The organism is Klebsiella sp. JN_Kp121, assembly GCF_040062145.1.
In the GTDB taxonomy this organism is placed as follows: Bacteria; Pseudomonadota; Gammaproteobacteria; order Enterobacterales; family Enterobacteriaceae; genus Klebsiella; species Klebsiella aerogenes.
In genome coordinates, this window is record NZ_JBEAHX010000002.1 from 446,756 (window position 1) to 472,183 (window position 25,428).

At 44.8% G+C, this 25,428-nt stretch carries 22 protein-coding genes and 1 other annotated feature (1 of these 23 running past the window's edge); of the genes, 20 read left to right on the plus strand and 2 right to left on the minus strand.

Translation table 11 applies throughout. The annotated features are described in order from the left end of the window. Positions 1–52: a sequence feature (Trp leader region), on the minus strand (it extends 44 nt beyond the left edge of the window). Between the two features lie 159 nt (positions 53–211). The 7 genes from rnm (at position 212) to ABLU86_RS04825 (ending at position 10,166) form a co-directional block, all read left to right on the plus strand. Beyond that, entirely contained in the window at positions 212–1,093 is an 882-nt protein-coding gene (gene rnm / locus ABLU86_RS04795) for an RNase AM (RefSeq protein WP_020078570.1), read from the plus strand. Beyond that, the gene (locus ABLU86_RS04800; RefSeq protein ID WP_020078571.1) at positions 1,090–1,710 is read left to right on the plus strand and encodes an L-threonylcarbamoyladenylate synthase; all 621 of its coding nucleotides are present in this window, start codon (positions 1,090–1,092) and stop codon (positions 1,708–1,710) included. Before rnm ends, ABLU86_RS04800 begins: the two co-directional genes overlap by 4 nt. A 242-nt stretch (positions 1,711–1,952) precedes the next feature. Further along, complete coding sequence (locus ABLU86_RS04805) at positions 1,953–4,433, plus strand: GGDEF domain-containing protein (RefSeq protein WP_042892676.1); 2,481 nt, start codon at positions 1,953–1,955, stop codon at positions 4,431–4,433. Positions 4,434–4,460: 27 nt separating this feature from the next. After that, positions 4,461–7,043, plus strand: a complete 2,583-nt coding sequence (locus ABLU86_RS04810; protein WP_348795965.1) for an EAL domain-containing protein — start codon at positions 4,461–4,463, stop codon at positions 7,041–7,043. Positions 7,044–7,302: 259 nt separating this feature from the next. Then, on the plus strand, positions 7,303–8,955 hold the full coding sequence (locus ABLU86_RS04815; protein WP_348795966.1) for a site-specific integrase: 1,653 nt from the start codon (positions 7,303–7,305) through the stop codon (positions 8,953–8,955). Between the two features lie 57 nt (positions 8,956–9,012). Further along, positions 9,013–9,303 (plus strand): hypothetical protein, encoded by a 291-nt coding sequence (locus ABLU86_RS04820; protein ID WP_094315967.1) that lies wholly within the window; start codon positions 9,013–9,015, stop codon positions 9,301–9,303. A 161-nt stretch (positions 9,304–9,464) separates the two neighbouring features. After that, positions 9,465–10,166, plus strand: a complete 702-nt coding sequence (locus tag ABLU86_RS04825; RefSeq protein ID WP_064169492.1) for a hypothetical protein — start codon at positions 9,465–9,467, stop codon at positions 10,164–10,166. Positions 10,167–10,372: 206 nt separating this feature from the next. Here ABLU86_RS04825 and ABLU86_RS04830 read toward each other — a convergent pair whose 3' ends face one another. Then, positions 10,373–10,666, minus strand: a complete 294-nt coding sequence (locus tag ABLU86_RS04830) for a hypothetical protein (protein WP_086557443.1) — start codon at positions 10,664–10,666, stop codon at positions 10,373–10,375. Between the two features lie 698 nt (positions 10,667–11,364). Between ABLU86_RS04830 and ABLU86_RS04835 the strand changes: the two genes are divergently transcribed. The 10 genes from ABLU86_RS04835 to ABLU86_RS04880 all read left to right on the plus strand — a co-directional run bounded on the left by ABLU86_RS04835 (position 11,365) and on the right by ABLU86_RS04880 (position 19,886). Continuing rightward, positions 11,365–11,964: a hypothetical protein gene (locus ABLU86_RS04835; protein ID WP_049103619.1), complete on the plus strand. Its 600-nt coding sequence runs from the start codon at positions 11,365–11,367 to the stop codon at positions 11,962–11,964. Positions 11,965–13,036: 1,072 nt separating this feature from the next. Further along, positions 13,037–13,201 (plus strand): hypothetical protein, encoded by a 165-nt coding sequence (locus ABLU86_RS04840; protein WP_077259286.1) that lies wholly within the window; start codon positions 13,037–13,039, stop codon positions 13,199–13,201. Next, positions 13,161–14,630: a DEAD/DEAH box helicase family protein gene (locus ABLU86_RS04845; protein ID WP_049250782.1), complete on the plus strand. Its 1,470-nt coding sequence runs from the start codon at positions 13,161–13,163 to the stop codon at positions 14,628–14,630. Before ABLU86_RS04840 ends, ABLU86_RS04845 begins: the two co-directional genes overlap by 41 nt. A gap of 15 nt (positions 14,631–14,645) precedes the next feature. Next, positions 14,646–15,005, plus strand: coding sequence for a hypothetical protein (locus ABLU86_RS04850; protein WP_348795967.1), 360 nt, complete (start codon positions 14,646–14,648; stop codon positions 15,003–15,005). A gap of 23 nt (positions 15,006–15,028) precedes the next feature. Continuing rightward, entirely contained in the window at positions 15,029–15,304 is a 276-nt protein-coding gene (locus ABLU86_RS04855) for a hypothetical protein (protein WP_348795968.1), read from the plus strand. An 82-nt stretch (positions 15,305–15,386) separates the two neighbouring features. Continuing rightward, on the plus strand, positions 15,387–15,647 hold the full coding sequence (locus ABLU86_RS04860) for a hypothetical protein (protein ID WP_329502758.1): 261 nt from the start codon (positions 15,387–15,389) through the stop codon (positions 15,645–15,647). A gap of 341 nt (positions 15,648–15,988) precedes the next feature. Further along, a complete protein-coding gene (locus ABLU86_RS04865; RefSeq protein ID WP_348795969.1) occupies positions 15,989–16,228 on the plus strand; it encodes a hypothetical protein in 240 nt (79 codons plus the stop codon). After that, the gene (locus tag ABLU86_RS04870) at positions 16,215–16,565 is read left to right on the plus strand and encodes a hypothetical protein (RefSeq protein ID WP_213706841.1); all 351 of its coding nucleotides are present in this window, start codon (positions 16,215–16,217) and stop codon (positions 16,563–16,565) included. Before ABLU86_RS04865 ends, ABLU86_RS04870 begins: the two co-directional genes overlap by 14 nt. Positions 16,566–16,606: 41 nt before the next feature. Beyond that, positions 16,607–17,647: a major capsid protein gene (locus tag ABLU86_RS04875; RefSeq protein WP_329502760.1), complete on the plus strand. Its 1,041-nt coding sequence runs from the start codon at positions 16,607–16,609 to the stop codon at positions 17,645–17,647. Between the two features lie 406 nt (positions 17,648–18,053). Continuing rightward, positions 18,054–19,886: a hypothetical protein gene (locus ABLU86_RS04880; protein ID WP_348795970.1), complete on the plus strand. Its 1,833-nt coding sequence runs from the start codon at positions 18,054–18,056 to the stop codon at positions 19,884–19,886. Positions 19,887–19,914: 28 nt separating this feature from the next. Here ABLU86_RS04880 and ABLU86_RS04885 read toward each other — a convergent pair whose 3' ends face one another. Next, complete coding sequence (locus ABLU86_RS04885) at positions 19,915–20,157, minus strand: hypothetical protein (protein WP_074185811.1); 243 nt, start codon at positions 20,155–20,157, stop codon at positions 19,915–19,917. Between the two features lie 455 nt (positions 20,158–20,612). Between ABLU86_RS04885 and rluB the strand changes: the two genes are divergently transcribed. The 3 genes from rluB (at position 20,613) to ABLU86_RS04900 (ending at position 25,419) form a co-directional block, all read left to right on the plus strand. Then, positions 20,613–21,515, plus strand: a complete 903-nt coding sequence (gene rluB / locus ABLU86_RS04890) for a 23S rRNA pseudouridine(2605) synthase RluB (protein WP_015366215.1) — start codon at positions 20,613–20,615, stop codon at positions 21,513–21,515. 175 nt (positions 21,516–21,690) lie between these two features. Continuing rightward, positions 21,691–23,052: an MFS transporter gene (locus ABLU86_RS04895; protein WP_348795971.1), complete on the plus strand. Its 1,362-nt coding sequence runs from the start codon at positions 21,691–21,693 to the stop codon at positions 23,050–23,052. Positions 23,053–23,070: 18 nt separating this feature from the next. Beyond that, positions 23,071–25,419, plus strand: coding sequence for a glycoside hydrolase family 3 C-terminal domain-containing protein (locus ABLU86_RS04900; RefSeq protein WP_348795972.1), 2,349 nt, complete (start codon positions 23,071–23,073; stop codon positions 25,417–25,419). Positions 25,420–25,428 lie beyond the last annotated feature (9 nt).

The following is a 25,428-nucleotide window of genomic DNA, read 5'->3' on the forward strand; positions in this document are numbered from 1 at the left end:
GTGCAAAACGCGATCACGCCGCCCGATTCCAGGAACGACGCCACCAGCTATGAAGAGTAATAATTTGCGCTTTCATCAGAGATACCCGTTGTGTGAACTTGCGTACTAGTTAACTAGTCCATGAAAATAAAGTCAACCCTTGTTTGCAGATTTTCTTTCTCAGTCGTTATCATAATGCGCTTATTTCAGTTCAGGTCCACCAGGAGCCATTTTGAGCGACACTAATTACGCGGTCATTTATGACCTGCACAGCCATACCGTCGCCTCCGATGGGCGATTGACTCCAGAAGAGCTGGTACATCGCGCGCATGAGATGCGGGTGGGGACGCTGGCAATCACCGATCACGATAGCGTGGCGGCCATTCCGGCAGCGCGTGCCGAAATAGCGCGGGCTGAACTGCCGCTCACGCTTATCACCGGGGTAGAAATTTCCACCCTGTGGGAAAATCACGAAATTCATATCGTCGGACTGAATATTGATATCAACCATCCGGCGATGACGCAACTGCTCTGTGAACAGAAAGAGCGGCGCAACCAGCGCGGGCAGATGATTGCCGAACGGTTGGAGAAAGCGCGTATCCCCGGTGCCTGGGAAGGGGCGTTAAAGCTCGCCAATGGCGGCGCGGTCACCCGCGGCCATTTTGCCCGCTTTTTAGTTGAAGCCGGCTTTGCGAGCAATATTGCCGATGTATTCAAAAAATATCTCGCCCGCGGGAAAACCGGATACGTTCCGCCGCAGTGGTGTACAATAAAACAAGCGATTGATGTCATTCATCATTCTGGCGGCAAAGCGGTGATCGCCCATCCGGGGCGTTACGATCTTTCCGCCAAATGGTTGAAACGGCTGTTGGCCCATTTTAGCGAGCAGGGCGGCGACGCGATGGAGGTCGCCCAATGCCAGCAGGCGCCGCATGAGCGCGCGCAGCTGGCGAGCTACGCGAAACAGTTTGGTTTGATGGCGTCGCAGGGTTCGGATTTCCACCAGCCCTGCCCGTGGATTGAACTGGGGCGCAAACTTTGGCTACCCGCTGGCGTGGAAGGGATCTGGCGCAGTTGGGAAGTGGCCGCTGAACAAATTGAGAGGGAAGTATGAGCCAGTTTTTCTATATCCATCCCGATAATCCGCAGGCGCGTTTGATTAATCAGGCGGTGGAAATTGTGCGTAAGGGCGGGGTTATCGTTTATCCAACGGACTCTGGCTATGCCCTGGGTTGCAAAATCGAAGATAAAGGGGCGATGGAGCGGATCTGCCGTATCCGTCAGTTGCCGGATGGCCACAATTTCACCCTGATGTGCCGCGATCTCTCCGAGTTATCGACCTACGCGTTTGTCGATAACGTGGCGTTTCGTCTTATCAAAAACAATACGCCGGGCAACTACACGTTCATTCTTAAGGGAACAAAAGAGGTGCCGCGCCGCCTGTTGCAAGAAAAGCGTAAAACCATTGGGATGCGCGTGCCGGCGAACCCCATCGCCCAGATGCTGCTGGAAACGCTTGGCGAACCGATGCTCTCGACATCCTTGATGCTGCCGGGTAATGAATTCACGGAGTCCGATCCGGAAGAGATTAAAGACCGTCTGGAGAAGGTGGTCGATCTGATTATTCACGGCGGTTATCTTGGCCAGCAGCCGACGACGGTTATCGACCTGACCGAAGACGCGCCGGTGGTGCTTCGTGAAGGCGTCGGTGATATCAAACCTTTCCTGTGATGCTTCTCGCGGGTGGCGTTTCACGCGTCGCCCGCGGCTTAAATTTATTTTAAAATTCTTTCCGCATTGAGTCGCTCCTTTCTTATTTATATTATTAGTCCGCTTACGATATCACTCACTGATATTGCTTCCAGAAAGAAATTCAACATTATGCATAAGCTGACTATTCAACCCTCTGACGCGTTTAAGAGGAAGAAAGTACTGTTAAATTTTTTCATGCTTTCTAGTGTTACCGTTAATATATGCCAAAGCTGACCCCAAATACCTATTCCATCACCCTGGTAAAAAGCGTGCTGGTGGTTTCACTGCTGGCGCTAATACTGATTATTATCAGTTTGACTGGCTTGTTTAACTATCAGTCGCGTCAGGTCAGTAGTGCCATTGATAAAAAAATCATTGGTTCTCAGTATACGTTTGTTCAGCTTAAACTTGAGGATGCTGTCGATCGCCCACGACAAATAACGAATCTATTTTTACAATATATTCAGGGCGAAAGTAACAACATCGATAAGGATACTTTAGTTCCTGAAATGGTGTATTTGACGGCGAGCGCGTTTAAAACCATGCCCGCCTTCCAGAGCCTGTCGTGGTTTGCGGAAAATGGCTCCAGTATTGCTGTTATTCGTGACAATCATAGTAATCAAATTTATTTACAACGAACCCAGCGTGATAATCATCACTCCCTGGTTAAATACAGCGGGTTAAGCCCGCAGACCAATATTGTCAACGTCAATAACGCGTTTAATGTTGCTGATTTACCGCAGTTTCGCCGCGCTCGCCAGCAAACGCACGGTTTCTGGCAACGCTCTCTCTCTACCGGCAGTTTGATCATGAGCTGGAACCAGCCAGTGTACGATAAACAAGGCCGCTTCGTCGGGGCGATTGCCAGCGGCGCCACACCTGCAGATATGACCGCTTATTTACAGAGTCTCCTGCCGGATAAAAGCTATGCTCTCCTGCTTATCGATGACAACAATCGCATTGTCGCGCGTTCCGGCAACCAACATAAATGGCAGCAAGATCGCCAACTGATAGCAAAGCTTACCTCGGCGCAGCCGTCGCCGACGTCATTTTCCTTGCGTACTGAGGACGAGTCTTTGTTGGCGACCGCCTTTAGCGTGCAGGACTGCCAACATCTGCTGAACTGGAAGGCGGTACTTATCGCGCCACAGCATGCGGAAATGGCGGAAATGAATAAACAGCGTTTACTTGTGACCTTCGCCACGACACTGTTTATTTTTATTCTGATGTTGGTTCTTCTGATGATTATTTCTCATTTCACCGGCGCCTTAAAGGACGTTGCAGATAAAGTGCGTCTGGGGTTAATGCCGTGGAAGAAACCAACTAAACGCGTATTTCCGGAAATAGCCTCGTTGGATGCAGCATTGAGCAACCTTTATGCAATTATTCCAGACACTTTCGAATCTAAACGCCGCAAACTGGAAGAAGATAGCGAAACCGGTTTTTTAACCCGTAGCGGTTTACTGCATTGTGAGTCGCTGTACCGTCATCGCAATATGCTGGCGATGGTACACGTTAACAACTACAACTCGGTTAAGAATGTGCTCGGTACGACTCAGGCCCGACAGTTTATTCACCAGTTTACTTTACGCCTTCGCAAAATATTGCCTGAAGGGGCACTATGTTGTCGTGATCGAGAAGACTTGTTCATTATCGCTTTTGATGGCATGTATGCCGAAAAGGATGTCGACTGGTACAGCGCGCTACTTGCTTCTGTTTTTCGTATGTCTGCTTCTGATATGCCCGGCGAATCGCATATATTTACTGGCCATATTGGCATGTTGATTGAATCATTAACCCCAGAGAACATCGGCGAATGTCTGATGAATGTTAGTCTGGCTTTACAGCATGCCCAGATGGAGCGTAGCGGCACGAGTAAACTTTTCACGGCCGCCATGCGTGAAGAGGAAGTGAATAATCTGCGTCTGCATCAGGCGTTATGCGACGATCTCCATTCGGAAGGTTTCCATCTGGTTTTGCAGCCGATCGTTTCATTTGAATCGCAGCGGCCTTGTAAAGAAGGTGAATGCCTGATCCGCTGGCAATCAAATGTGTTGGGTTTCGTGCCGCCCGACAAATTTATCGCCCTTGCCGAGCACACCGGCATGATTGTGCCGTTAGGGAAATGGATAATTGAAACCGCCTGTCGTGAACTTGCCGCGTTTATCACGCGCGGCGCGCCGCGTGATTTTAAACTGCACGTCAATATCTCGGCAATTCAGCTTCAGCAACCTGATTTTGCTCAGCATCTGCTGGAATCAATTCACGCTAATGATTTGATGAACAGCAATATTTGTCTTGAAATCACCGAAAGCGTCTTGCTGCATGACACGTGGCGAATTGTCGAAATACTGGCTTATCTACGTCGTCTTGGCGTATGTATCGCGATTGATGATTTTGGTTCCGGTTATTCCAGCCTCTCGTATCTGCATTCGCTGCCATTTGATTGTCTGAAGATTGACCGCGGGTTTGTCAGCAATGTGCTTGATGATAAAAAAAACGAAGCGGTTATCGCCTCGGTGTTAATGTTGGCGCGAAGTTTTTCCGTGCCGCTGGTGGCCGAAGGCGTTGAAACGCGCGAAATGGCAGAAAAACTGCAGGAGATGGGCTGTGATTTCGCCCAGGGATATTATTATTCCCGGCCGAAAACGTTTGATAGTTTTGACGTCGCCAATGGGTTTTTCGTTGTTGAACCGGAATGATGAGATAGACCAACGGCGATAATAACGATGCAAATATTAAAAAAACAGCTTTCGGTCAACAGCTACCCGTTCACCCTAACTCAGGCCATCATATTTACCTTAGCCACGACAATTCTCGTCGTGCTGCTGACGACATATGCTTTTCTCTACTACGAAGGTTATGCTTTTTTTGATGAGGTGAGTGAGGATATTCTGCGTGCGAAAAGAGTCAATATCGAGGAAGTCATCCACGATTATATTGATGTTCCCGCGCAATCGAACGCGATACTGGTTCATGCGATCGGACGTCAATCCAGTACTGCGATCCCGGTTCGCAGCCTGATCGGCGAAATGGTCAATACCACCAATAACGTCTTCAGCAACAAACATTATCTGAATCTGGTCGGATTTGGCGCGGTCAATGGCGATTTTATTCAAGTGGCGCGCGGCCAGGCCGAGTCGAATGATTATCTTGCGGTAAAAGATGCGCAAACAGATCACCATCTGACGGCGTATAGTCACCTGACGGTGAACTCATTGGAAAAAGCGGTGCTTGCGGATTATCAAATAACGCAGCGCGAATGGTATGCGGCGGTTGCCAAAGACCAGCGTCCGCACTGGACAAAACCCTTTCGCGATTATGAATATGAAAATGAAATTGGCGTTGCGTTCAGCTCGCCCGCATTCAATCGCCAGGGACAGTTTGTTGGCGTCGTCGCCAGCGAGTTGCACCTCAACGAACTAAATAAAAGTCTGGAAAATTTTAAACCCCATCCTGAAAGTATTCTGCTGATTGTTAATGAAAAAAATGAGCTCATTTCTTCATCAGTGCCATCATTGACGCGAAATATGCTGGCCGGGGGAAAACACTCACGGCTGAATCTACAAACGCTTGAAAACACTCATTTACCGGTTGTTGTGGCAGCCAGTCGCACGTTAAAAGCGAATCACCATACGGGATTGCAGTTTTTCAGTTCCGGCAAAGAAGAATATTATGTTGATGCTTTTCCAATCACCGACCGTGATGACATATTGCACTGGACGGGGATTGTGATTAGCCCGGCGAGAATGATTACCCATACCATCATTAAATATATAGCCATTACCATGAGCATGCTGTTTGTCATTTTTGTACTTGGTCTGCTGGTGGTTTTCTATGGCCTGGCGAAGGTGGTAAAACCTCTGCGAGATATTGTCCGTAAAGCGGATCAGCTTGCGACGCACCGCTGGACGCCGCCAGATAATAAGCGACATTTCCCGGAAATAGCCTCTCTGGAAACCACATTTATGGCGCTATCGCATAAGCTGGCAGAAAGTTTCGACGCCCAACGGCGTGAAATAGAGGAGGATAAAACCACCGGGTTATTCTCACGGACAGGGTTACTGCGTCAGACATCGCTATATCAAGGTAGAAACCTGCTCGCGCTGGTGCATATCAGTAATATGAACTCTATTATCAATTCCTTAAGTACGGAGTATGGTGAAAAATTTATTAGCGATTATATTCTTCGCCTGCATAATTTACTGCCGACGAATACGCTGATTGCCCGCGATACAGTGGATAAGCTCATCGTGGTTTTTCCAGGACAAACTCAGCCAAAAGAGCGTCAGCGCTACAGAGAACTGCTCTCCTCACTATTTATCGACGTCAATAATGAAGCGTCTCCTACGGCAAGCAAATACGTTTATACCGGCAATATTGGCCTGGTGACGACTGAGATCCACGCAGAGAATATTGAACAAACGTTGCGTGAGGCATGGATTGCATTACGCCATGCGCAGAAACAGGGAAACGGCGTTGCGACGTTTTTCAGCGGCGAGATGCATGAGGCTGAGCTTTATAATATCCAACTCCATGAGCATCTTCATGATGCGATCCAGCAACATGAATTTCATCTGATGCTACAGCCAATTGTGGATTTGCAGGATCAAAGCGCTTTTCAGGAAGGAGAATGTTTGCTTCGCTGGTGCTCCGAAACGGTAGGCGAAATTCCTCCCGATCGTTTCCTCCCCTTGGCGGAAGAGAGCGGGTTGATAATCCCGCTGGGACGCTGGATTATTGAACAGGCCTGTCGGGAACTTTCCGCGATGATTCTCCGCGGGGCGCCGGCGAACTTTATTCTGCATATCAACGTATCGGCGATTCAACTCCTGCAACAGGATTTTGCCTGGCATTTAATGGATGCAATTTATCGTCATGGGCTGGTCGCGGGCAATATTTGTCTTGAGATAACCGAACGGTTATTGATGAATGATGCTGTGCGAATTAGCCGGATGATTGCTTATCTCCGCCGCCATGGTATTGCCGTCGCGCTGGATGATTTTGGCGTCAATTTATCCAGTTTGCCTTATTTACATACGCTGTCATTTGATAGCATCAAAATTGACCGCCGTCTGATTTGCCAATTTGCCGATGATGATAAAGCAGAATCGATGATTGCATCGCTGATTGTGCTGGCTCAGGGGTTTAAGGTACCCGTCGTTGCTGAGGGTATTGAAGATGAGGCGATAAAAAACCAGTTACGCGACCTCGGTTGCCAGAAAGCGCAAGGTTATCTGTTTGGTCACCCGGCGCCATTTGCCGACTTTCCCTTCCTGGCAAGTGCATTGACGGCGAGCGATAATCTATAGACAGAGAAATGTATCGCAGTGAAGCATTCATTTTGAAGTTAGTGTAGTATGTTCGCCCACGCAGGCGCGCGCGCTGTTTTACAGTGCTGACGAATGGCGCCTTAAAATGTGTAAAGTATTTATATAACAACAGGTTGGTGATTTTATATGGCCTGTTGTTGCCAAAGCATATCAGACGCCTGGGAAGGCCATAAAACTATATAATAAATCAAGTCGTTAGCGTTAACTCTATGAAATTTATAACAAAAGGGTCAACGCAATGGGTAACAGAGTGGACAACAAAGCCCCCAAATTCACTACCAAACGCGGCAACACTTTCTACATCAACTTTCGTCTCCCGGATGGGACTTTCTTTCGTCGTAGCCTAGGTACGGACTCTTTAAAAGCTGTGCAGGTGACTATGAGTCGCCTAAGCCCTTACATTCCCCTGGTTCAAAATGGCTCGCTGTCTGTCGCACAATTCAAAATGCACATAGATGGTTTCCGTGAGGCCACTCAGCGCGATTTTGATACTTATCTGTTGGACTGGTTGAGAATGGGGGTTGAGGAGGCTAAGCGGATGCCTGACCTGGGGCGTTTCCAGCGTAAAATAGACTCTGAAACTGCTATCTCACCTGCTGCTACAGTCACAGAGGCAAAAGGCCGTGCCGATATACATTTGAATCGGGTTTATAGCGGGGACGATTCTACCGCTCGCATGCTGCTTGCTACTTTGCACCAGAAGAAAGTTTCTTTCGGTCAACGAGATTTAGACCAGGCTTATGAGGTGGCGGGGCAGATTGATATGCATCAGGCCATGCTACACCAAGCTTATGAGGCGTTTTATGCTGGTGACATTGTCCGTTATCGTGCCCTTGTTGACTCCATGCAATCACAATTGGTTGAAACTGAGAGACGTAAAAAACCAGCAACTAAACAGGCTGTAGTAACTGTTGAAGCTCCTGACGATGACAATACACCGTTACTTTCTGAGGCCTGGAAGCTGTTTGTGGCAGAGAAGGGGAAAACATGGGCTATCACCATATCTCGCGAAAATAATCGTTTCTATGAAGTGTTGATGCATGTTCTGGGGGATGTTCCCGTAGGTAGCATTACCAAACAGCATATACGCCAAACACTTGCAGTGATTGAGAACCTTCCACGGCGTAATCTCAAACCATATTCAGAGATGAGCCTCTCGGAGTGCATAGATTGTGATGTGCCAGAGGACGATCTGATCAGTAGTGCCAATGTTAAAAAGCATCTCAAGATTTATTCCTCATTTTTCAAAGTGTTCCTTAAAGATGAGAAGGATATCTTAGAAAAATCCCCTACTGAGGGGATCAAGTATGAGGTGCAGGAAAACAAGGGCGGTCATTACTCAAAACCAGAAATGAAACGCTTAATAGAACGGTTATCAACTTATACTGATTGGCGTAAAGATTACTTCCTGACCTTGATCTACACAGGTGCTCGCCGGGGTGAACTGGCGGCTATCCGTAAAGAGCATATACGCAAGGATGAGGAAACAGGGCGTTATTACATATTTATTGAGGGAGGTAAAACTGAGCATGCGCAGCGGCAGATTCCCCTTAGTAAAGAGATAGAAACGCTGCTGTTAGCGCGTATCAAGCCCCTTAAGCCAGATGATCTTGTGTTTGGAGACCTGCCAACTTACGAGCATATTGCTCTCGTGTGGCGTAGCCTAATGGATGATTGCAACGTTCCGAAATATAACGAATTTGGACAGAAACGTGTGATTCATGCCTTGCGCCACACTTTCATATCTGAGGCTATAGCTAAAACTGGCAATGCAGCACTGGTGCAGTTTGTAGTAGGGCATAGTCGTACTCAGTCTTTGGGGATCACGGCAAGATACACGCATAGACCAGCGCTGAGCCAACTGCTAACAGTGGTGGATTGCATTAGCTAGTGAAAGGGTTACTCTGATATTTGATTATGGACATTTGATGAGTAGAGGAAGGTGAAAATGACAGCTAGTAAAGAATTAAAAGTTCGTTACACCCGAGGCGGTAAACCGCTCGAAAAATCAATTACATGGGATGGCTGTGATCCTGTTGGAAGTACATTAGGTTGTATAGTTGAAGAACATAATCTGGCGAATTTAATCTTAGGTGAGGAAAGGGCTGAATTCGGTGGGATTAGAAACCTTCGTAAACCAATAAATCTTCTCGAACACGGTATTGATGATGTGTTCTTCTTTGACGATGAAATAAACGACTGGCAAGAAATCTCCCCTGATTGGCTTACGGATGCTTAATTAGGTGGCTGCTGAGAGAAAAGAATAATAAAGAACAAAACCAGCAACTGAATCTGGAGAGTAAGTTGGGTTCTCCAGATTCATTTGTTAGTTGATTATATCAGATGTTGTTTTTTATAAAATTTTCATGGTAAATGTAACGTACAAAGGAAGGGAGTCAAATGAGTATATCTGATGGAGTAAAGGTTCTTATTATAACAGTGTGTGGCTATACCTTCACATATGCTTATTATTTGGGATATTATGCCGCTAAAGAAATTCCTGTCGAGTTTATTGATGTTTCTTTATTAAGCATGATGAAAATTGGTTTTGGTACATGTGCTATATTATCTTTTGCACTATATTTTCTTGATTTTTTTAAAGAGGAAATAGAAGATCCTGTTAGTGTCAGTGTAAATACAAAAAGATTTCTAATTCGACACTCGATAGGCATTATTACAATGTTATTGTTTACTGTTAATATGACATTGTCAGGAAAGTGGCTTTCTCTTATCCCACCATTTATGATCTGGTATGTTTGTTTAAAGCAGGATATTACCATTTCGTTTAAAGATTCAGAGACGAAACGCTTTAAATTTAAAGTTTCCATAAATCCATTGAAAAAGTTAGGTAGTACTATAGTTGCAGAAAAACTTAATGTCCGTTCATATTATGCATGCTTTAGTTGGTATTTGGCTTTGTTATTTTTATTGTTTAATGTTGGCGGTGTTTTTTCTCATATGATAAAAGATACACTTGTTTGCAATAAGGATATTCATGTTGTCAGTGTAGGTGATTCTGATGTACTCGTAACAAGAGATCATAAAAATTTTGAATTCATGGATAAGAAAGATTGTAAGTTTTCAATTCCAGAAATTAAATAAAAACAGCGAAGATTATTTCTCATTCTCGTCTGTATTAAAGATTTGGCATAGAGACAAGAGCCTTTAGTGATGTACGTGAATGTGTAATTACTGTTCTCATAGATGCATAACGTGTTCCTCCTGTGGATTGGTCATCGTAATCTGTGCGCCATTTGCTAGGGTTGGCAGCAGTGCCAGCATTACCCATGGTAAGGCCAATAAATTTTCTATTCATCCTTGAACCTTAGCATTTTTCCAATGATACGTTGGCTGAAGAAAAACATTATTCCTCCGCCGATGACGGCGAGAATAAACCGTGAATCCTTGTCCCCCTCAAAATAACCCAGCCCACGATCTAACAAAAATGTAGTGCCCCAAAATGTAATAAGTGGAATCACAAACAACAAGATCATTTTCACCGCAACTAGCGGCTTTTTGATAGCCTTTATGATTAAACCGATACCAAGCACCATGATTATGATTGAAAGGAATGCATATCCGAAGCTGTTTAATGGATACATTCTAACCCCGCCCCTGTGGGTGTCCCGTCTCTGTTCGTTCCAGTTTACATCTTTATGCTGAAAATATCCCTAGCTCTACATTCTCACGCTCAGTAAAAATTACATGATTTTATAAAGAATTAACCACCAATTAACCCCTATTTAAATCGATTAAAATTGGCTGTTTTTGCTCTACATCCGAGCTTCTAAGCAAGCTAACTCGATGATTGATTACCACGCTAATAATTTCAAAATATCATGATGCCGCATGATAACTACATGCATAAGAACTGAATACAACATGCATATAACAGGTCAAACGGGTGTTTGGTAACTGTTATATATAAACAAACAATGTAACCTATTGTATTTATTATGTTTTTGTTCTTGATGTGAACTACACGCCAAGGTAGGCGACTAAGAAACTCACCTGATCACCACGCAACAACTCTCTCATTCCACGCAAATCTACCGACATCGCGTCATGATATTCCCTCATTGATCACCACTCAATCAAGAATTATTCTCACCTAAAATACTGATCATTTATACAAGAAAAAATTTATTCAAAAATTGAGATTTTTATAATTGTTATATTATAACAATGAGAGAAGAGATAATGTTGTTTAGCAAATTGGTAGTTAACTAAAATGTGGTTATTTTGGTTTACAAATAAAATGTTCTACTTTTAACATTTTGCCGTGTACAATGAAAATAAAATGAATAACGAAGATGGATTTATTCAAATGAAATTTATTATAGTCTTTTTATTATCAGTTGTAGCCTTCAATATCAATGCTAAAGAAAAAGGTTTCACAGGAGTATGCAGTGAAGGAAGAGAGTTAACTGGTAAGATTCTTAATGATTTTGATAACGCAGCATCATGTAACAATGATGATTCTTTTTCCAGAGAATTTAAGCGAGTTCAAGATTATTATCCTACATACACAGCATCAGAATTACATAAGATAGTTAAAGAAAATGAATTTACTTTGCAGAAAGATATTAAAGCAAAAGCTTATTTTCTTGTTGTAAAGGTAAAAAAGATAGAGAAAACCCAAATTGGTGAAAAATATGTGGTATATAATGGTGATCGAAACCCATATGCTGATTCGTTTGTTTTCACCGCATCCCAAGATTTTGATTTAGTCTTCGGGAAGACGTTCTTTGGCAGACTTATGAAAAACTCTCGTGAAAATGACTTGCCAACAATAGGGAAGGGAGATGTTCTTACATTCATTTGCCCTAGTACCACTCCGAAATCTGTAGGTTCTTTATCAGAAAAATACACTGGGTGTTTTTATTTCTCGAAGAACTGAATTTATTTTAGTCGTGCGGCTTTAGTTGAATTTATGCTTCTCTAACGAGAAGCATAATTCACCATGCTATAAAATGTATAATGGATAGATCTCCATAGCATAATAGGTAATGCATAGTTTACCATAGTTAATAATCATATAATGCATTAAAGGTAATACGCGATGCTGGAGCAATAGCGAACAGGTCAGCGTATAGTTATTAATCATAATAGTTAATAAGTTTAATTATATTAACTTTATTTTATTTATAAACTATTAACTATGATCATCATACGCGACTCCACTGTCGCGGGAACATTCAGGCTATATCAAAGGATAAAACCATTAACATAGCCTGATGATATGCACCATAGCGTCATAGCTAATGATTGAACGATACGACCATTCAATCTATTAACTATTCCTGATATAACCACACTAACACTATTAACAATCAAACGTGGTAAACCTTACTTATTGTTAATACTATTATTGTGATAACTGATTCTATGTTGCTAACTCATTTCATTCGTGATCAACCAACAATCAGTCACGTTCTCTATCCTCTCCTAAATTAAAAAGGGGTAATTTTAATTCTTAAGTATCTTTAGATTTATTTTTACCCTTTTTAGTGATGCTGTGATCTACCGGAGAGGAGAACGTAAACGTCAACTAAAGCCGCCCAGGCTCCTCAGCCCACAACCTTAAACCCAACTCAAGATTTATAACAGGTCAAAGGGTTGACAGCCAGCATCATAATTTGATATAGTGCGTTATGGGTTACTTTAATAAATTAATTATTGACTAACGTTAGAATATCGTATACAATAATTACATAGGCACAGAAAAAGCCTCAACTCACCGCACTTTGAGCCGTCAGGCTGCAAGGTGTTTTTATTTTTGTAGTAAAAGGAGGTTTATTGAAGTTCTTTAGTATCGAGCAAATTTTAACATCACTCCAAGAGGGTACATCTACCCGATATCAAATCTACCAAAACTTCATGATGGCCAAACAGCGTGGCTATACCGCACGCGCCGATTTGTTCAGAGAGGCTTTGAGGATTTATGACCGTCAGCAAGAGGAAGCAAAAAAGTGAATATTAATTTCAAATCTGAAGTGTTTAGCAAGCTCTACCAGATGGCAGAGAAACAGGATACCAGCATCCCTGTACTCATTAACAAACTAATCGAAAAAGTCCTTAGCGAAGAGGAAAAAAATGAAGAAAACGGAACAATCCTTAAAAATACAAATCGTTAACGCCATCTGTGGCAGTGGAAAAAGTTACAAACTCAAACAATATATAAGGAACAATCCTGATAAACGAATCCTAATAGCTGTCCCAACTCACGATTTAGCTTCTCAAACACAATCAGACCTTCAGAAACTCGGCATCCCCGCATATCATAATCAGGTAGATAAGGGGGAGAGCGCAACACGATCATTAATAAACGCGCTGGATGATGATTTTGGGCGAAACGTTGTTATTGTGACCCACGAATGCCTTCTACATTTTTGTCAATATGCGTATCGTGATGAGAAAACCCAGAATAAATTACGTCTATTTGACATCTATATTGATGAGATCCCCTCTGCCTGGTACGGGGCAGAGATAGACTACAAGGATGAGGAATATAAAAAATCAAACTTTCCATTTTTAGAATGGATAGAGGAACAGAACGGTTTATATTTTATTCGTGATGAGCACAGAGAAAAGTTTCTTGCATATTACGAAAGTGAACACGCCAACAGCAAACTTCTGAAACAAGCTCTGTTCTCTATGCTAACAGGTCAGGGAATGCTCCTGGAAGAGGACAAATATTTTTTCTCATTTACTGCTAACCCAATCCTGTATAGCGCCCTGTGGGCTAAATCATTCACCGTGTTAGGGGCTAATGTCGGAATTAGTGAGTTTGCCTACGCCGCTAAAACTATTCTGAATGCAGAAATCTCGCTGGCTGATGATGAGTTGCAGCCAGACCTGATGCGCCGCATTCATACTGACACAAAGAGAATTGAACTGATCCCAGTGTTTAACCAGAAATGTACTAAAAAACTACTGAGTGACTACTACAGCGATATCCTGAACAGGACACGCAGAGTACTGAGGGACGAATTTATCTATACCAGCAACAACGATGAGCAGTACAGCAACGGTTTTTACTACGCCTCACATGCTGATGACGTGTTAGAAGGTGGTGAACGTGTTTCAATGGCCTCATACGGATTAAACCATTACCAGCACCTGCATAAAGCTGCATTCTTGGGATGTGCAAACCTCGACAAAACAACCATTGGACACTGGCGCAAATATTGCGATCTTAATGGCTGGGACTGGCGGGAGTTAGAAGAAAAACGGCAGGCAGCGCTGAACTACGAAAAGGTTTATCAGTTTGTTTCCCGCTGTTCTGTCCGTGTCAGAGGGAACAACAATAAACAGGTTTATATTGTTCCTGATGTCGGTTGTGCTGAATATCTCAAACAACATTATTTTCCAGATGCAGTGATCAAACCAGAAATGATAAAAACTGAGAGAAAAAAAAGAAACACAAGCAAAGGGGATGATAAATTTAACTTGGTTAAATCTCTAGTTGATCAAGGTTTGAAGAGAAAAGATATCGTAGAAAAAACCGGATTCAAAATAGATACTGTTAAATTTTATTTAAAACAAATCAAAAAAGCAGCTTAAACAACAGGAGGCCTATTGGCGCTAGCGAGAAATGTGGTATTTGAAGAATCAATTGAATTAGGATTTAACAACAGAAATAAAAAAGTTCGAGTTTCTAAAAAACTAAAACCCTTAGCAATAATCAAACTTTACGAACCATCCCCACCACTAACACCAGAAGAACAATCAATAATTAATTCCATGCAAGGTGTTAAATGGAAGCCTCGCCAACGGTATACCGGATTCAGGTTCAATCGTGAACCGCTCAAGTTTGAATGTCTCTTTGATAACATCAATGAGTACGAGGGCTGGTTAGAATTCAATCGCCTTGAGAATGAAAACTTCACAGGCAATGATCTAGGGCTTTATTTTGATGCCCCAGGCATCATCGACTAATAACAATAATAAAGGAAGGTAAAATGATCGATTTTGAACAGCATAAAAATATTGTAGAAGATTTTGTAGAGCAGTACTACCCACTGGCACATAGCTTGATGATTGATAGCTATATTGACCCAGCAGCCTATTACTCAAACTACCAAATGCTACTAGAAGCGATGAATAAATTGCCTGAACATCCTGAGTACTTTTTAGAGTGGCTCTTAGAAGATGACGCAGCTTTATATATAAATCTGATGGAGTTAGTTGTCATCACCAGAACCATTGATAACGTGTTTGAACAAGTAACGGCATAAAAGTTATCACCTAAATATTAAAACCTCTCAGAATTCGTTACAGGCGCTCTGAGAGGCATATTTTAACACAATGGAGGATAGGTTGAAATATGATGAAAACTGTATAAGGGTTTTAACAGATGAGGAACTGGAATCCCATTCAGCGGACTCCATTTTAGAAATTCTTCTGGATGAATACCCGAATACATCACCTGACCATCTGGCAAAAATGGCTGAGTGTCTGGTTACTTTGGGGTATAGTGTCAATGAATACAGAGAATATAAAACTGGAACTTTGGATAATATTAAATTCCAGACAATGCAGGAGTGGTTTAGAGAAAGAAATAAAATCAAAAAATATTAAAAAGATCTCTAAATAGAGACTCTATTTATTGACAAAATAACGTTTTAATGGTATTATAAATATGTAGACAATAATCAAAGGATGCTATACCTAGAATATTGTGTACTACAAAGACATAGGCGTTATTGGCATTACGCCTTCCTTGGGAATCCTCACAGTAAACTCCGGGCCTAATTCACCCATCCACGATAACCGTGAGGCAATTCCCAATACACATTTTGCGTGAGTGTGCATTGGGGATTAAATCCTCCAAAAAGTTTAATTCAAGTTAGTCAATTTTCTCTTCTGTATCAAGGCCACTATCTCCGTGGCCTTTCTTTTATTTCAATTTGCAAAATGAAATGGATTTAAAAATTATGGTAACTATCACAAAAGGCGTCCAAACATATGACGGAAAAATCCCCGTTACGCTGTTGGTTGATGACGTCGAAACCGCTAACGAGCTAATTAAACTCGCTAAAGCTGCTAATGTTCCTGTAGTGGAACAGGACGAAGATTTAAATAAATCTAAAAATAAAACTACTCAAGATAAACTAAAACAGATTATTAAAAATAAAGGAGTCCCTGATGGCACTAGTTAAATTCCCACAGCCTAACCTCAGCGTCTGCGACGTTCTTAGCCGTGAATTAAACGGCTATAGCCGAAAAGTTAAAGTTTTTCCAAAGATTCCTGATTGCGTCCCAGGTACCGTGATTGATGATGGTGGCGAAATTGTCGGTTCGGCTTCTACCTCTGCAAACGTTGTCCTTGAGTATAAGGATGCTGACACTACGCCTGTCGCTGTTCTGGTAGCAAATACGAACATTCATATTAAGGATTTCAGCCTAATTTGTGATGATGTAGCGAAAGCAAAAGAGCTACTTTCTGCTGATCCTGCTGTTTATTTCAGTACTGGCAATGATTTGCCAACTACCTGATTAAAACTAATCCACAAACTAAAATAATAAAGGAAAATAATATGTTTTCATACGATGCCTATAAAATGGTAGACCTTGCCCCGATTTTTGAAGTCGCCCCTAGCGAGGGTTATCTGCTACAGAACTTGAATATTTTCGATAAATCTTCGAGTAATGGTATTTACGTTATGCTCGATCGCCTTATTGAGGATAATAAAACCCTCCTGAACCAACCGAAAAAACGTTACAGTTTTGAACACGATTCAACGGCTCGGACTCCTGCAAACAGCTTCCCTGTAGAGCTTCTGCATCTGCATCGCGAGGATACTGCGAGCGCTGTTGATTTTCAGAAAGCTGGACGCAAACCGGGGACAGATGTTCAGGAAACCATGCTCGACATCGTCGCAGACTACACCCTCAAACACGCCAAGGCGTACAGACGTTATATCGAGGCTGCATACGGTGATGCTCTGTTTCGTGGGCTGGTTCAGACTCCATACACTCAGGAAGCGCCAGTTATTGATTATGCGGACAGTTTCGATGCTCCGATGATGGCGGACACTATTACCCTGTCCAACGGCTCTACCGATGCGCTGGAGGTGTTTAACGGGTTCCTGGATAAAATTAGCACTGCTACAGATGGTTTATGGACTGATGTTCGCCGTGTTGTCTGTTTTGCATCTGCAAGTTTCTATAATAGTTTGCGTTTCCATGCTTCTATGAAAAGTGCCTACCAGTACGTTGATCCATTCAACGAGATGAACATTGTTTATCAGCGTAAGGAGGTTCTCCCAAATGTGCAGACCTTCACCTTGCCAGGACTGAGCATCGACGTAATCAAGGTTACGGATCCGCTCCTGACTCCGTTTATCGCTGATGGTACAGCGGTTATGCTGCCAGTATTTCAGGCTAATACGAACGTTTACCAGCATCTGTATGGTCCTGCCTCAGTTGATACTAATTTAGCGGCGTCTGGCATTACTCAAGAATATTTCTCCTATCAGTACGAGAAAGAGCGCGGCGAGGTTGAAATTGTATCAGAGGCGTCGGTGTTGCCCGTAAACCACGGTACCAATTTCAGTCTGGTTATTACTGCCAATTAATGATCTTCGCAGCAGCATTAACCGTGCTGCTTGTTGAATTATGGATTGGTGAGCAAATTCCAGTTCATATAATAATTATTCTATTGTGGAGATTGTTAAAAAATGACAGCACAAATAATTCTTAAAGATGAAAACGGAAACTTCGCTACTATTGACAATCTCAGCGATTGGGATCTATTTAGGTTAATCAATATTACACGGTTAGCTGAGAAAACTGGTGGGAATCGTCATACTATTGCAGCTAGGGTATGCCGTCAATATCCCGATGGTGAGTATAGAAGTCTCGTTACAGCATTGAACAAATAAAAATAAATTATACAAAGCCTCTGCCCTCAATACCCCCGCTTGCGGGTGAGCAAAGCTCATTCCTGTTTAGGAAGGTTTACGGGTCAGGGGCTTTTTTTATATGGAGCAAATAAAAATGAATGGAACACAGATTACCGCCAGTACATTGGTAAATAAAATAGTTTACCGAACAGATTTAAATAGTCTGAAAAAAGTCAGAAACGATATGAGGAAACTCCAACAGGAATTCTCTAAATCAAACAACCAAGTAGCTAAAGCGAAACAGGCAGCAGATAAACAGGCGTACACTGCACAAATGCAGCAGCAGAAACAGGTTCAACAACAGCAGAAACAAGCTGCAAAACAGGCGGCTGTAGATGCTAAAGCTAAACAGAATGAACAGAAAAAATTAGCGGCAGCGCAAGCACGCGCTTTAAAAATTCAACAGCAGCAGCAAGCTAAAACAGCCAAAATCAGCGAGAATGCTGACCTAGCAAGAAAACGCGCCGCATTCCAGCTTGGACGCCTCCAGGGAATGGATGGAGCCTCCAGATATCAGGCAATAAAACAGGCTAATGCTATTGTAGATGCCTATGCACGAGGAAATCAAAGTCTCAAATCGATGAATCAAGCCCTGAGCCAGCATCTGGTCACCCAACGCAGTATTGCTAGAAGTAATTCAAAACAACAAAAACAATCTGGTAAAAAACCTAAATCTGGGCGAACTGGTAGTTCTGGTTGGTTATCTCAAAACGTTAACGCGATTGTCCCACAGCAATTATTATCAGGAGCAGCAGGTGTATATCTAGGACAACAAATGTACGCCATTTCCTCACAGGCAATTTCTGATTCACTCGCCAGAAATCAGGATAGGAAAATGGTTAGTTCAATGGGTTTAAATCCCCTTGAAGCCGATGCGGCTATTATGGAGACGCTAAAACGAACTGGATTTGTTATGTCCGGTGCTAAGATTTCTGATATTGCAAAGGATGTCCAGGACAAGATCGGACAGTTGAGTCTTGGCGAATGGAAAACTGATAAAAAAACAGGGCAATCGTCATATTCAGGCGGTGGGGAGATGGGAGATTGGCTCCAGATGATGGTTAGTCGTGGAGGCTATACCCAACAGGGAGCATTAAAAACTCTTCAAAATGTTAAAGGTCCCGTTGAATTAGCTGTACTTTTAAAATCCCTTCAGAAGAGTGCAAAACTAACTGAATCTGAGTTTACCGCGCTAGCAGAAACAATAAATGACTTTTCTTACCTAGCAAAATCGGTAGATGCATCTGGTCAGAATGTCATCGCCACAATGAATATGATGGTAGAAAATGGATTAGCACTGAACGATGCTCAACAGAAAACTATTGATGGATTAAATCAAATGGGGATTGTCTGGAGCGCTATTAAAGATTCAGGCGCTGATCACTTTACGTTAGGATTTGCTGAGGCGATGAAAGAGGCCAATTTAAATTCTGACAACCTCGCTAAATCGTTCTCGGGTTTAAACCCTCTGATGGAGAATCTAGGCCAATCTGCTGGTGAACTCTCAAGAGTATTTCTGGATTTTGCAAACAAAATTGGTTTAAACGTTGGGAAAGGGCAAACGTTGCCAGATGCTGTTTATAATACCGTGGTTGATAGCAGTGCGAATAGTGCCGCTGACTGGATACAAAATATGATCGGATTTGATCCTCGCAGTGTTGGGCGCTTTTTTGGTTCAGGTTCCTCAGTCGCAGCACAAGTGCAGTCTGGAACGCTAATGAATCAAATGATGGTACAGACCCCAGCTATGAGTTATCAACCTGTGATCCCAGATTTAAAAGCTGATTTTAACCTTACTGTGAATCCTAGTCCTGAATTTGGAATGATGGTAGAGGCGGTAGCTGATAAACGCATAGAGTGGGCATTTGATGACCAGAATTTCCAAATAAATCAAAGTATTTTAGGTGAATAGCAGGGGCATTACGCCCCTTTTTTGTTTCTTATTTTGTTGATTGAGCTAACACCGTTGCTGCAAGCTGTTTGGTCTTTTCGCTTGAGCGCGGATTATCGAGTGCCTTAGCTGCAACCGTTTCCATAGTTTCGCTGGTATGGCTGGAGGGGGCTCGCTGAGAAAGTGCGGAGGCTGCCAACCGTTTTTGCACCTTTGAAGCATTGGGATCGTTTAAGGTTTGACCAGCAACAGAAGCGATTTTACTTGATGTTTGCTTAGGATTCTTTGCCATGCTATCAGCCCTTTGATGGTTGTGATGGTTACATGTGGTGTTTGTATTTATTTTCAACCACCACATATAGTGTTAAAGATAATCCTCACCGCTTCGCTTTGCAACGATGAAAATCAACTTTACTGGATAAATTCACAGATAACAAAACGTGCGGTGTTTTATGCTGTAATTTTGGGTTTATTTACGTTCTTAACAGAGGATAACACTGGTTTTATAGGTCGGTATTTGTTCTTAACGCACGATATCAAGTTAACTCTCCCATGCTCATCTTTTCATGTCTAAAATCCACCTTAGATCTAAACTCTTTTTTACCAACGTACTGCACAACAAACTGGGTTACAAACTGGTGAAAAGTGCGTATAATAGCATGCAATGAAATGTGCTAACGCATTGATTTATATAGATTTATATAAAATATCCCGACGCCTGGGAAGGCGACACCTAAAGGAAGCTCTATGAGCGAGAAATTACAGAAAGTGCTGGCTCGTGCTGGCCATGGCTCCCGCCGCGAAATTGAAACTATCATCGAAGCTGGACGCGTCAGCGTGGATGGTAAGATCGCAACCCTCGGCGATCGTGTTGAAATCGTACCTGGTTTGAAAATCCGTATCGACGGTCATCTTATTTCGGTAAAAGAATCTGCCGAGCAAATTTGTCGGGTATTGGCCTATTACAAACCAGAAGGCGAACTCTGCACCCGTAACGATCCGGAAGGGCGCCCAACGGTTTTCGACCGTCTGCCGAAACTGCGCGGCGCGCGCTGGATTGCGGTAGGTCGCCTCGATGTGAACACCTGCGGCCTGCTGCTGTTTACCACCGATGGTGAACTGGCGAACCGTTTGATGCACCCAAGCCGCGAAGTTGAGCGTGAATACGCCGTCCGCGTTTTCGGCCAGGTCGATGAAGACAAACTGCGCCAGCTGGCGCGTGGCGTACAGTTAGAAGATGGCCCTGCAGCGTTTAAAACGATTAAGTTCACCGGCGGTGAAGGGATCAACCAATGGTATAACGTTACCTTGACCGAAGGGCGCAACCGCGAAGTGCGTCGCCTGTGGGAAGCCGTCGGCGTTCAGGTTAGCCGTCTTATCCGCGTACGCTACGGCGATATTCTGCTGCCGAAAGGCCTGCCGCGCGGCGGCTGGACTGAACTGGATCTGGCGCAAACCAACTATCTTCGTGAACTGGTGGAGCTGCCGGCGGAAACCGAAAGCAAAGTAGCGGTGGAGAAAGATCGCCGTCGTATGAAAGCGAATCAAATCCGCCGCGCCGTCAAGCGTCATAGCCAGACCAGCGGCAATCCTCGCCAGGGGAATAACGGCAACCGCCGTTCCAGCACCCGCAACAAGACTAACGGCTAATGCTGTACATTCCGGCGGGTTCCCGCCGGGATGCTCCTCTTTTCCCTCGCTTGTGACATTTTTCACACTTTCGCATAAAGACAAGAAACAGGAATTACGCAGACAAATAACGCAAAGTGATGTTATTAGCGTCGCCATATACTGTCGGCACTGATTACAAAACAGGTAGCCCGCAATGAGTACAACAACAAAGTTATCGGCAAGCTATGTGGTCATCGGCGTAAAAGAAAAGATAGGCTATGGCTTAGGCGATTTCGCCTCTAATTTATCGTTCGGTTTTGTCTCGTTATTCTTACTATTTTTTTATACTAATGTTTATGGCATCAGCGCGGTACAGGCGAGTCTGATCTTTGTGATTGCCCGAGTGATTGACGCAATTTTTAATATCCTGATTGGCTTTGCAATTGATAAAACGCAGAGTAAATATGGCAAATTGCGTCCCTGGCTATTATATGGTGCGATACCGTTAGGCTTTTTAACCGTGTTGTGTTTTGTGCCATTTGGTGGGGAAGCTAAATTTTATTTCGCGCTGGCCTCCTATACCATCTATTGCCTGGCCTATACGGCGGTTAACACACCTTATTCGGCATTGACCAACCGCTTGACGCAGCATGAGGCCTCGCGTTCGTCGCTGTCGGTATATCGCTTTGTGTTGGCTATTGTCGGGTATCTGATTGTTTCCACAACGGCAGACTGGCTGATTTCGCCCTTTAACGACAAACAAATGGGCTATGTCTTTGCCGTTTCCTGCTTTGCGCTGTTAGCGACTTTTATGTTTCTTGCCTGTTTTGGCATGACCAAAGAACGCGTTGGCGAAGAGGATAAAATGAATGCGCCGACGCTTCGCGAAATGTTCCGTGCGGTATTAGGTAATGCACCACTGATTCATCTTTCATTATTTACCGTGTTTTTCTATATCGCCTATACAGTCTGGATGGCGATCGCCATTTACTTTATTAAATACATTATCGGCAGCGAAGGGTTTACCGCTACTTTCTTCATGATTCAGTCTGGTGCTTATATTATTGGAACCATTATCTCTGAGAAAGTGATTGCGTTAATGGGGAAAAAGAAAATGGCGCTTCTGGCGTTGTTAATTGGCGTGCTGGGGGTACTGATGCAATATTTCATCGCTGGTAATAACCTGTGGCTGATAATGATCGGCGTGTGTCTTTACAGTATTACGCTTGGCATGGGCTTTGTCGCCATGTGGTCGATGATTGCCGACACCGTCGAATATGCTGAATGGCATCACGGTATACGCTCTGAGGGGGCCATCTACGGTTTCTTTAACTTCATCACCAAAATTGCGATGGCGATTGGCGGCGGCTGCGCGGGCTGGATGCTGGATCTTTATCACTATGATGCGGGTAATGTGACCAGCGATGCGATTAATGGCATCAATATTCTGATGACGCTTTTCCCCGGCGCAATGTTCGCCATCAGCGCCATCTTCGTGGCCTGCTATGCGTTAGATGAAAATACCTATCGCGATATCGTGCAGAAAATCAGCCTGCGTAAGCAAAACGCGCTTTAACCTCAAGGAGTCAGAGAGATGAACAACGATTTTAGTACCGTTATCGCCGCCATGTCGGTAGAGGAAAAAGTGGCGCTGCTGACCGGCAGCGGCCTGTGGCGCACGGCATCGATGCCGCAGCACGGTATCCCCGATATCGTGATGACCGATGGTACCTACGGCGTGCGCTATAGCAGCGCGCAAATAGATGGCAATGAAAAGTGGAGCATGGATGACTTCATCTCGGTGATTACCCAAACCGCCGACCAGGCCAGCGCCGACGAGCCTGTCGCCAAGGGCGGCAGCGAAGCGTTGTTCAGCGCCTCGCTGCCGGCCACCTGTTTTCCGAATGGCTCCAGTCTGGCCTGTAGCTGGGATGTTGAACTGGTACGGGAGATGGGCGAAGCGCTGGGTCGCGAATGCCAACAGATGGGGGTGGGTATTCTATTGGGGCCGGGAATTAACATTCGGCGCACCCCGCTGGCTGGACGCGGCTATGAATACTATTCAGAGGACCCGGTCGTTAGTGGGGATATCGCCGCGGCGCTGATTAACGGCTTACAGGCCGAAGGCGTCGGCGCCAGCCTTAAACATTTTGCCGCCAATAACTCCGAGTATCGGCGTACCGAAATGGATTCGATTATTGAGGAGCGGGCGCTGCGTGAAATCTATCTCGCCGGATTTCAACGAGCGATCGCCAAATCCCAGCCCTGGACGGTGATGTCTTCTTATAATCGTCTTAATGGCGTTCAAACATCGCAGGATCCGTTCTTACTGACCCAGGTATTGCGTGATGAATGGGGGTATGACGGTCTGGTGATGTCCGACTGGTACGGTATTAAAGATCGCCCGGCATCGCTGCTTGCCGGCAATGACCTGGCAATGCCGGAAACCCGCCGGGAGAAACAAACCCTGCTGGCGGCAATCTCCTGCGGGGAGGTACCGATGCCGGTGGTCGACCGGGCGTGTCTGCGGATGCTGGAACTGGTTGATAAAGTGCAACGACATCGCCGGCCGCACACGCGTGCTGACTTTGCCGCACATCATGCGTTATCGCAGCGTTTAGCGGCAGAATCCATCGTATTACTGAAAAATGAAGACAACCTGCTGCCGCTGAAGCCACACAAAACGCCGCGCATCGCGGTGATCGGTAAACCCGCTCAGGAGCCGGTTATTCAGGGCTCGGGTTGCGCCACTACGGTTCCCTATTTACTCGACCGTCCGCTGGATGAGATTTTCGATCTTGCCGGGGATGACTTTAAGGTCACGTGGGCGCCGGGCGCGCCAGACGACAATCAAAGCGACGAGCAGGCGCTGGCGCAGGCGCGTGACGTCGCCGGAGCCGCCGATGTGGCAGTGATTTTTGTCAGTACGGCGGTCGGTGAAGATGGCGAGAATGGCGATCGCCAGGATCTGAATATTCTTCCCGCGCACGAACAGCTGATCCGTGAGGTCGCCGGGGTACAGCCAAACGTGGTTGTGGTGTTGGCCAACAGCGATGCGGTGGTGATGCCATGGCTTGGCGAATGCCGGGCGCTGCTGGAAACCTTCTTTGCCGGACAGGGGATGGGGCGCGCCGTGGCTGAAATTCTCTTCGGTAAGCGCAACCCCTGCGGTAAGCTAACCGTCACAGTGCCAAATACTCTCGAAGAGACGCCTGCCTGGCTGCAGTATCCAGGGGAAAACCTGCGCCATCACTATGGCGAGGGTCTGTTTGTCGGCTATCGCTATTACGATAAACGCCTTCTTTCGCCGCGTTTCCCGTTTGGCTTTGGCCTGAGCTATACCCAATTCAGCTATGCCAATCTTGCGCTTTCCGCATCGCGGCTTGCCGAAGGCGAAACCCTGCATGTCGCCTTTGATTTAACGAATATCGGCGATTGCGAGGGCAAGGAGATTGTACAGCTGTATGTTACGGCCCCGAAGGGGGAGCTGATCCGCGAGGTTCGCGCGCTGAAAGCCTTTAGCAAAGTGTCGTTGCTGGCAGGGGAAACGCGTCGCGTTGAGCTTGCGCTGCCCGTCGCTGATTTAGCCTGCTATCATCCGGGGCTGGCGGATTGGCTGGTGACCCCTGGGCAGTGGCAAATCTACGTGGGCGCCTCGTCTCGCGATCTTCCCTTAACGGCAAGCGTTGAGATTGATTGCCCTGCGCGCTACGTACCGCTGCGCGACGACAATTCTCTGCAGCAGCTTATTCAACAGCCGGAAGCCTTTGCCCGCGTGGTGGCGCTGATATCGGCGAAGAGCGGGGTAGCGCCTGACCTGGTACGTGAAAAGCTTATCCGCCTGGCGCCGGATCTGTTCTGTGGTTTGCTGATTGCATTGACTGAGTTCCTGGCGCTGGATATCGATCGCGACGAACTCAATGCCGTGCTGGCGGGTCATTAATCAACAAAA

Coding starts and splice junctions, on each gene's coding strand:
- ABLU86_RS04800 (WP_020078571.1), top strand. CDS start 1,090: ATGAGCCAGTTTTTCTATATCCATCCCGATAATCCGCAGGCGCGTTTG.
- ABLU86_RS04805 (WP_042892676.1), top strand. CDS start 1,953: ATGCCAAAGCTGACCCCAAATACCTATTCCATCACCCTGGTAAAAAGC.
- ABLU86_RS04810 (WP_348795965.1), top strand. CDS start 4,461: ATGCAAATATTAAAAAAACAGCTTTCGGTCAACAGCTACCCGTTCACC.
- ABLU86_RS04815 (WP_348795966.1), top strand. CDS start 7,303: ATGGGTAACAGAGTGGACAACAAAGCCCCCAAATTCACTACCAAACGC.
- ABLU86_RS04820 (WP_094315967.1), top strand. CDS start 9,013: ATGACAGCTAGTAAAGAATTAAAAGTTCGTTACACCCGAGGCGGTAAA.
- ABLU86_RS04825 (WP_064169492.1), top strand. CDS start 9,465: ATGAGTATATCTGATGGAGTAAAGGTTCTTATTATAACAGTGTGTGGC.
- ABLU86_RS04830 (WP_086557443.1), bottom strand. CDS start 10,666: ATGTATCCATTAAACAGCTTCGGATATGCATTCCTTTCAATCATAATC.
- ABLU86_RS04835 (WP_049103619.1), top strand. CDS start 11,365: ATGAATAACGAAGATGGATTTATTCAAATGAAATTTATTATAGTCTTT.
- ABLU86_RS04845 (WP_049250782.1), top strand. CDS start 13,161: ATGAAGAAAACGGAACAATCCTTAAAAATACAAATCGTTAACGCCATC.
- ABLU86_RS04855 (WP_348795968.1), top strand. CDS start 15,029: ATGATCGATTTTGAACAGCATAAAAATATTGTAGAAGATTTTGTAGAG.
- ABLU86_RS04865 (WP_348795969.1), top strand. CDS start 15,989: ATGGATTTAAAAATTATGGTAACTATCACAAAAGGCGTCCAAACATAT.
- ABLU86_RS04870 (WP_213706841.1), top strand. CDS start 16,215: ATGGCACTAGTTAAATTCCCACAGCCTAACCTCAGCGTCTGCGACGTT.
- ABLU86_RS04875 (WP_329502760.1), top strand. CDS start 16,607: ATGTTTTCATACGATGCCTATAAAATGGTAGACCTTGCCCCGATTTTT.
- ABLU86_RS04880 (WP_348795970.1), top strand. CDS start 18,054: ATGGAGCAAATAAAAATGAATGGAACACAGATTACCGCCAGTACATTG.
- ABLU86_RS04885 (WP_074185811.1), bottom strand. CDS start 20,157: ATGGCAAAGAATCCTAAGCAAACATCAAGTAAAATCGCTTCTGTTGCT.
- rluB (WP_015366215.1), top strand. CDS start 20,613: ATGAGCGAGAAATTACAGAAAGTGCTGGCTCGTGCTGGCCATGGCTCC.
- ABLU86_RS04895 (WP_348795971.1), top strand. CDS start 21,691: ATGAGTACAACAACAAAGTTATCGGCAAGCTATGTGGTCATCGGCGTA.
- ABLU86_RS04900 (WP_348795972.1), top strand. CDS start 23,071: ATGAACAACGATTTTAGTACCGTTATCGCCGCCATGTCGGTAGAGGAA.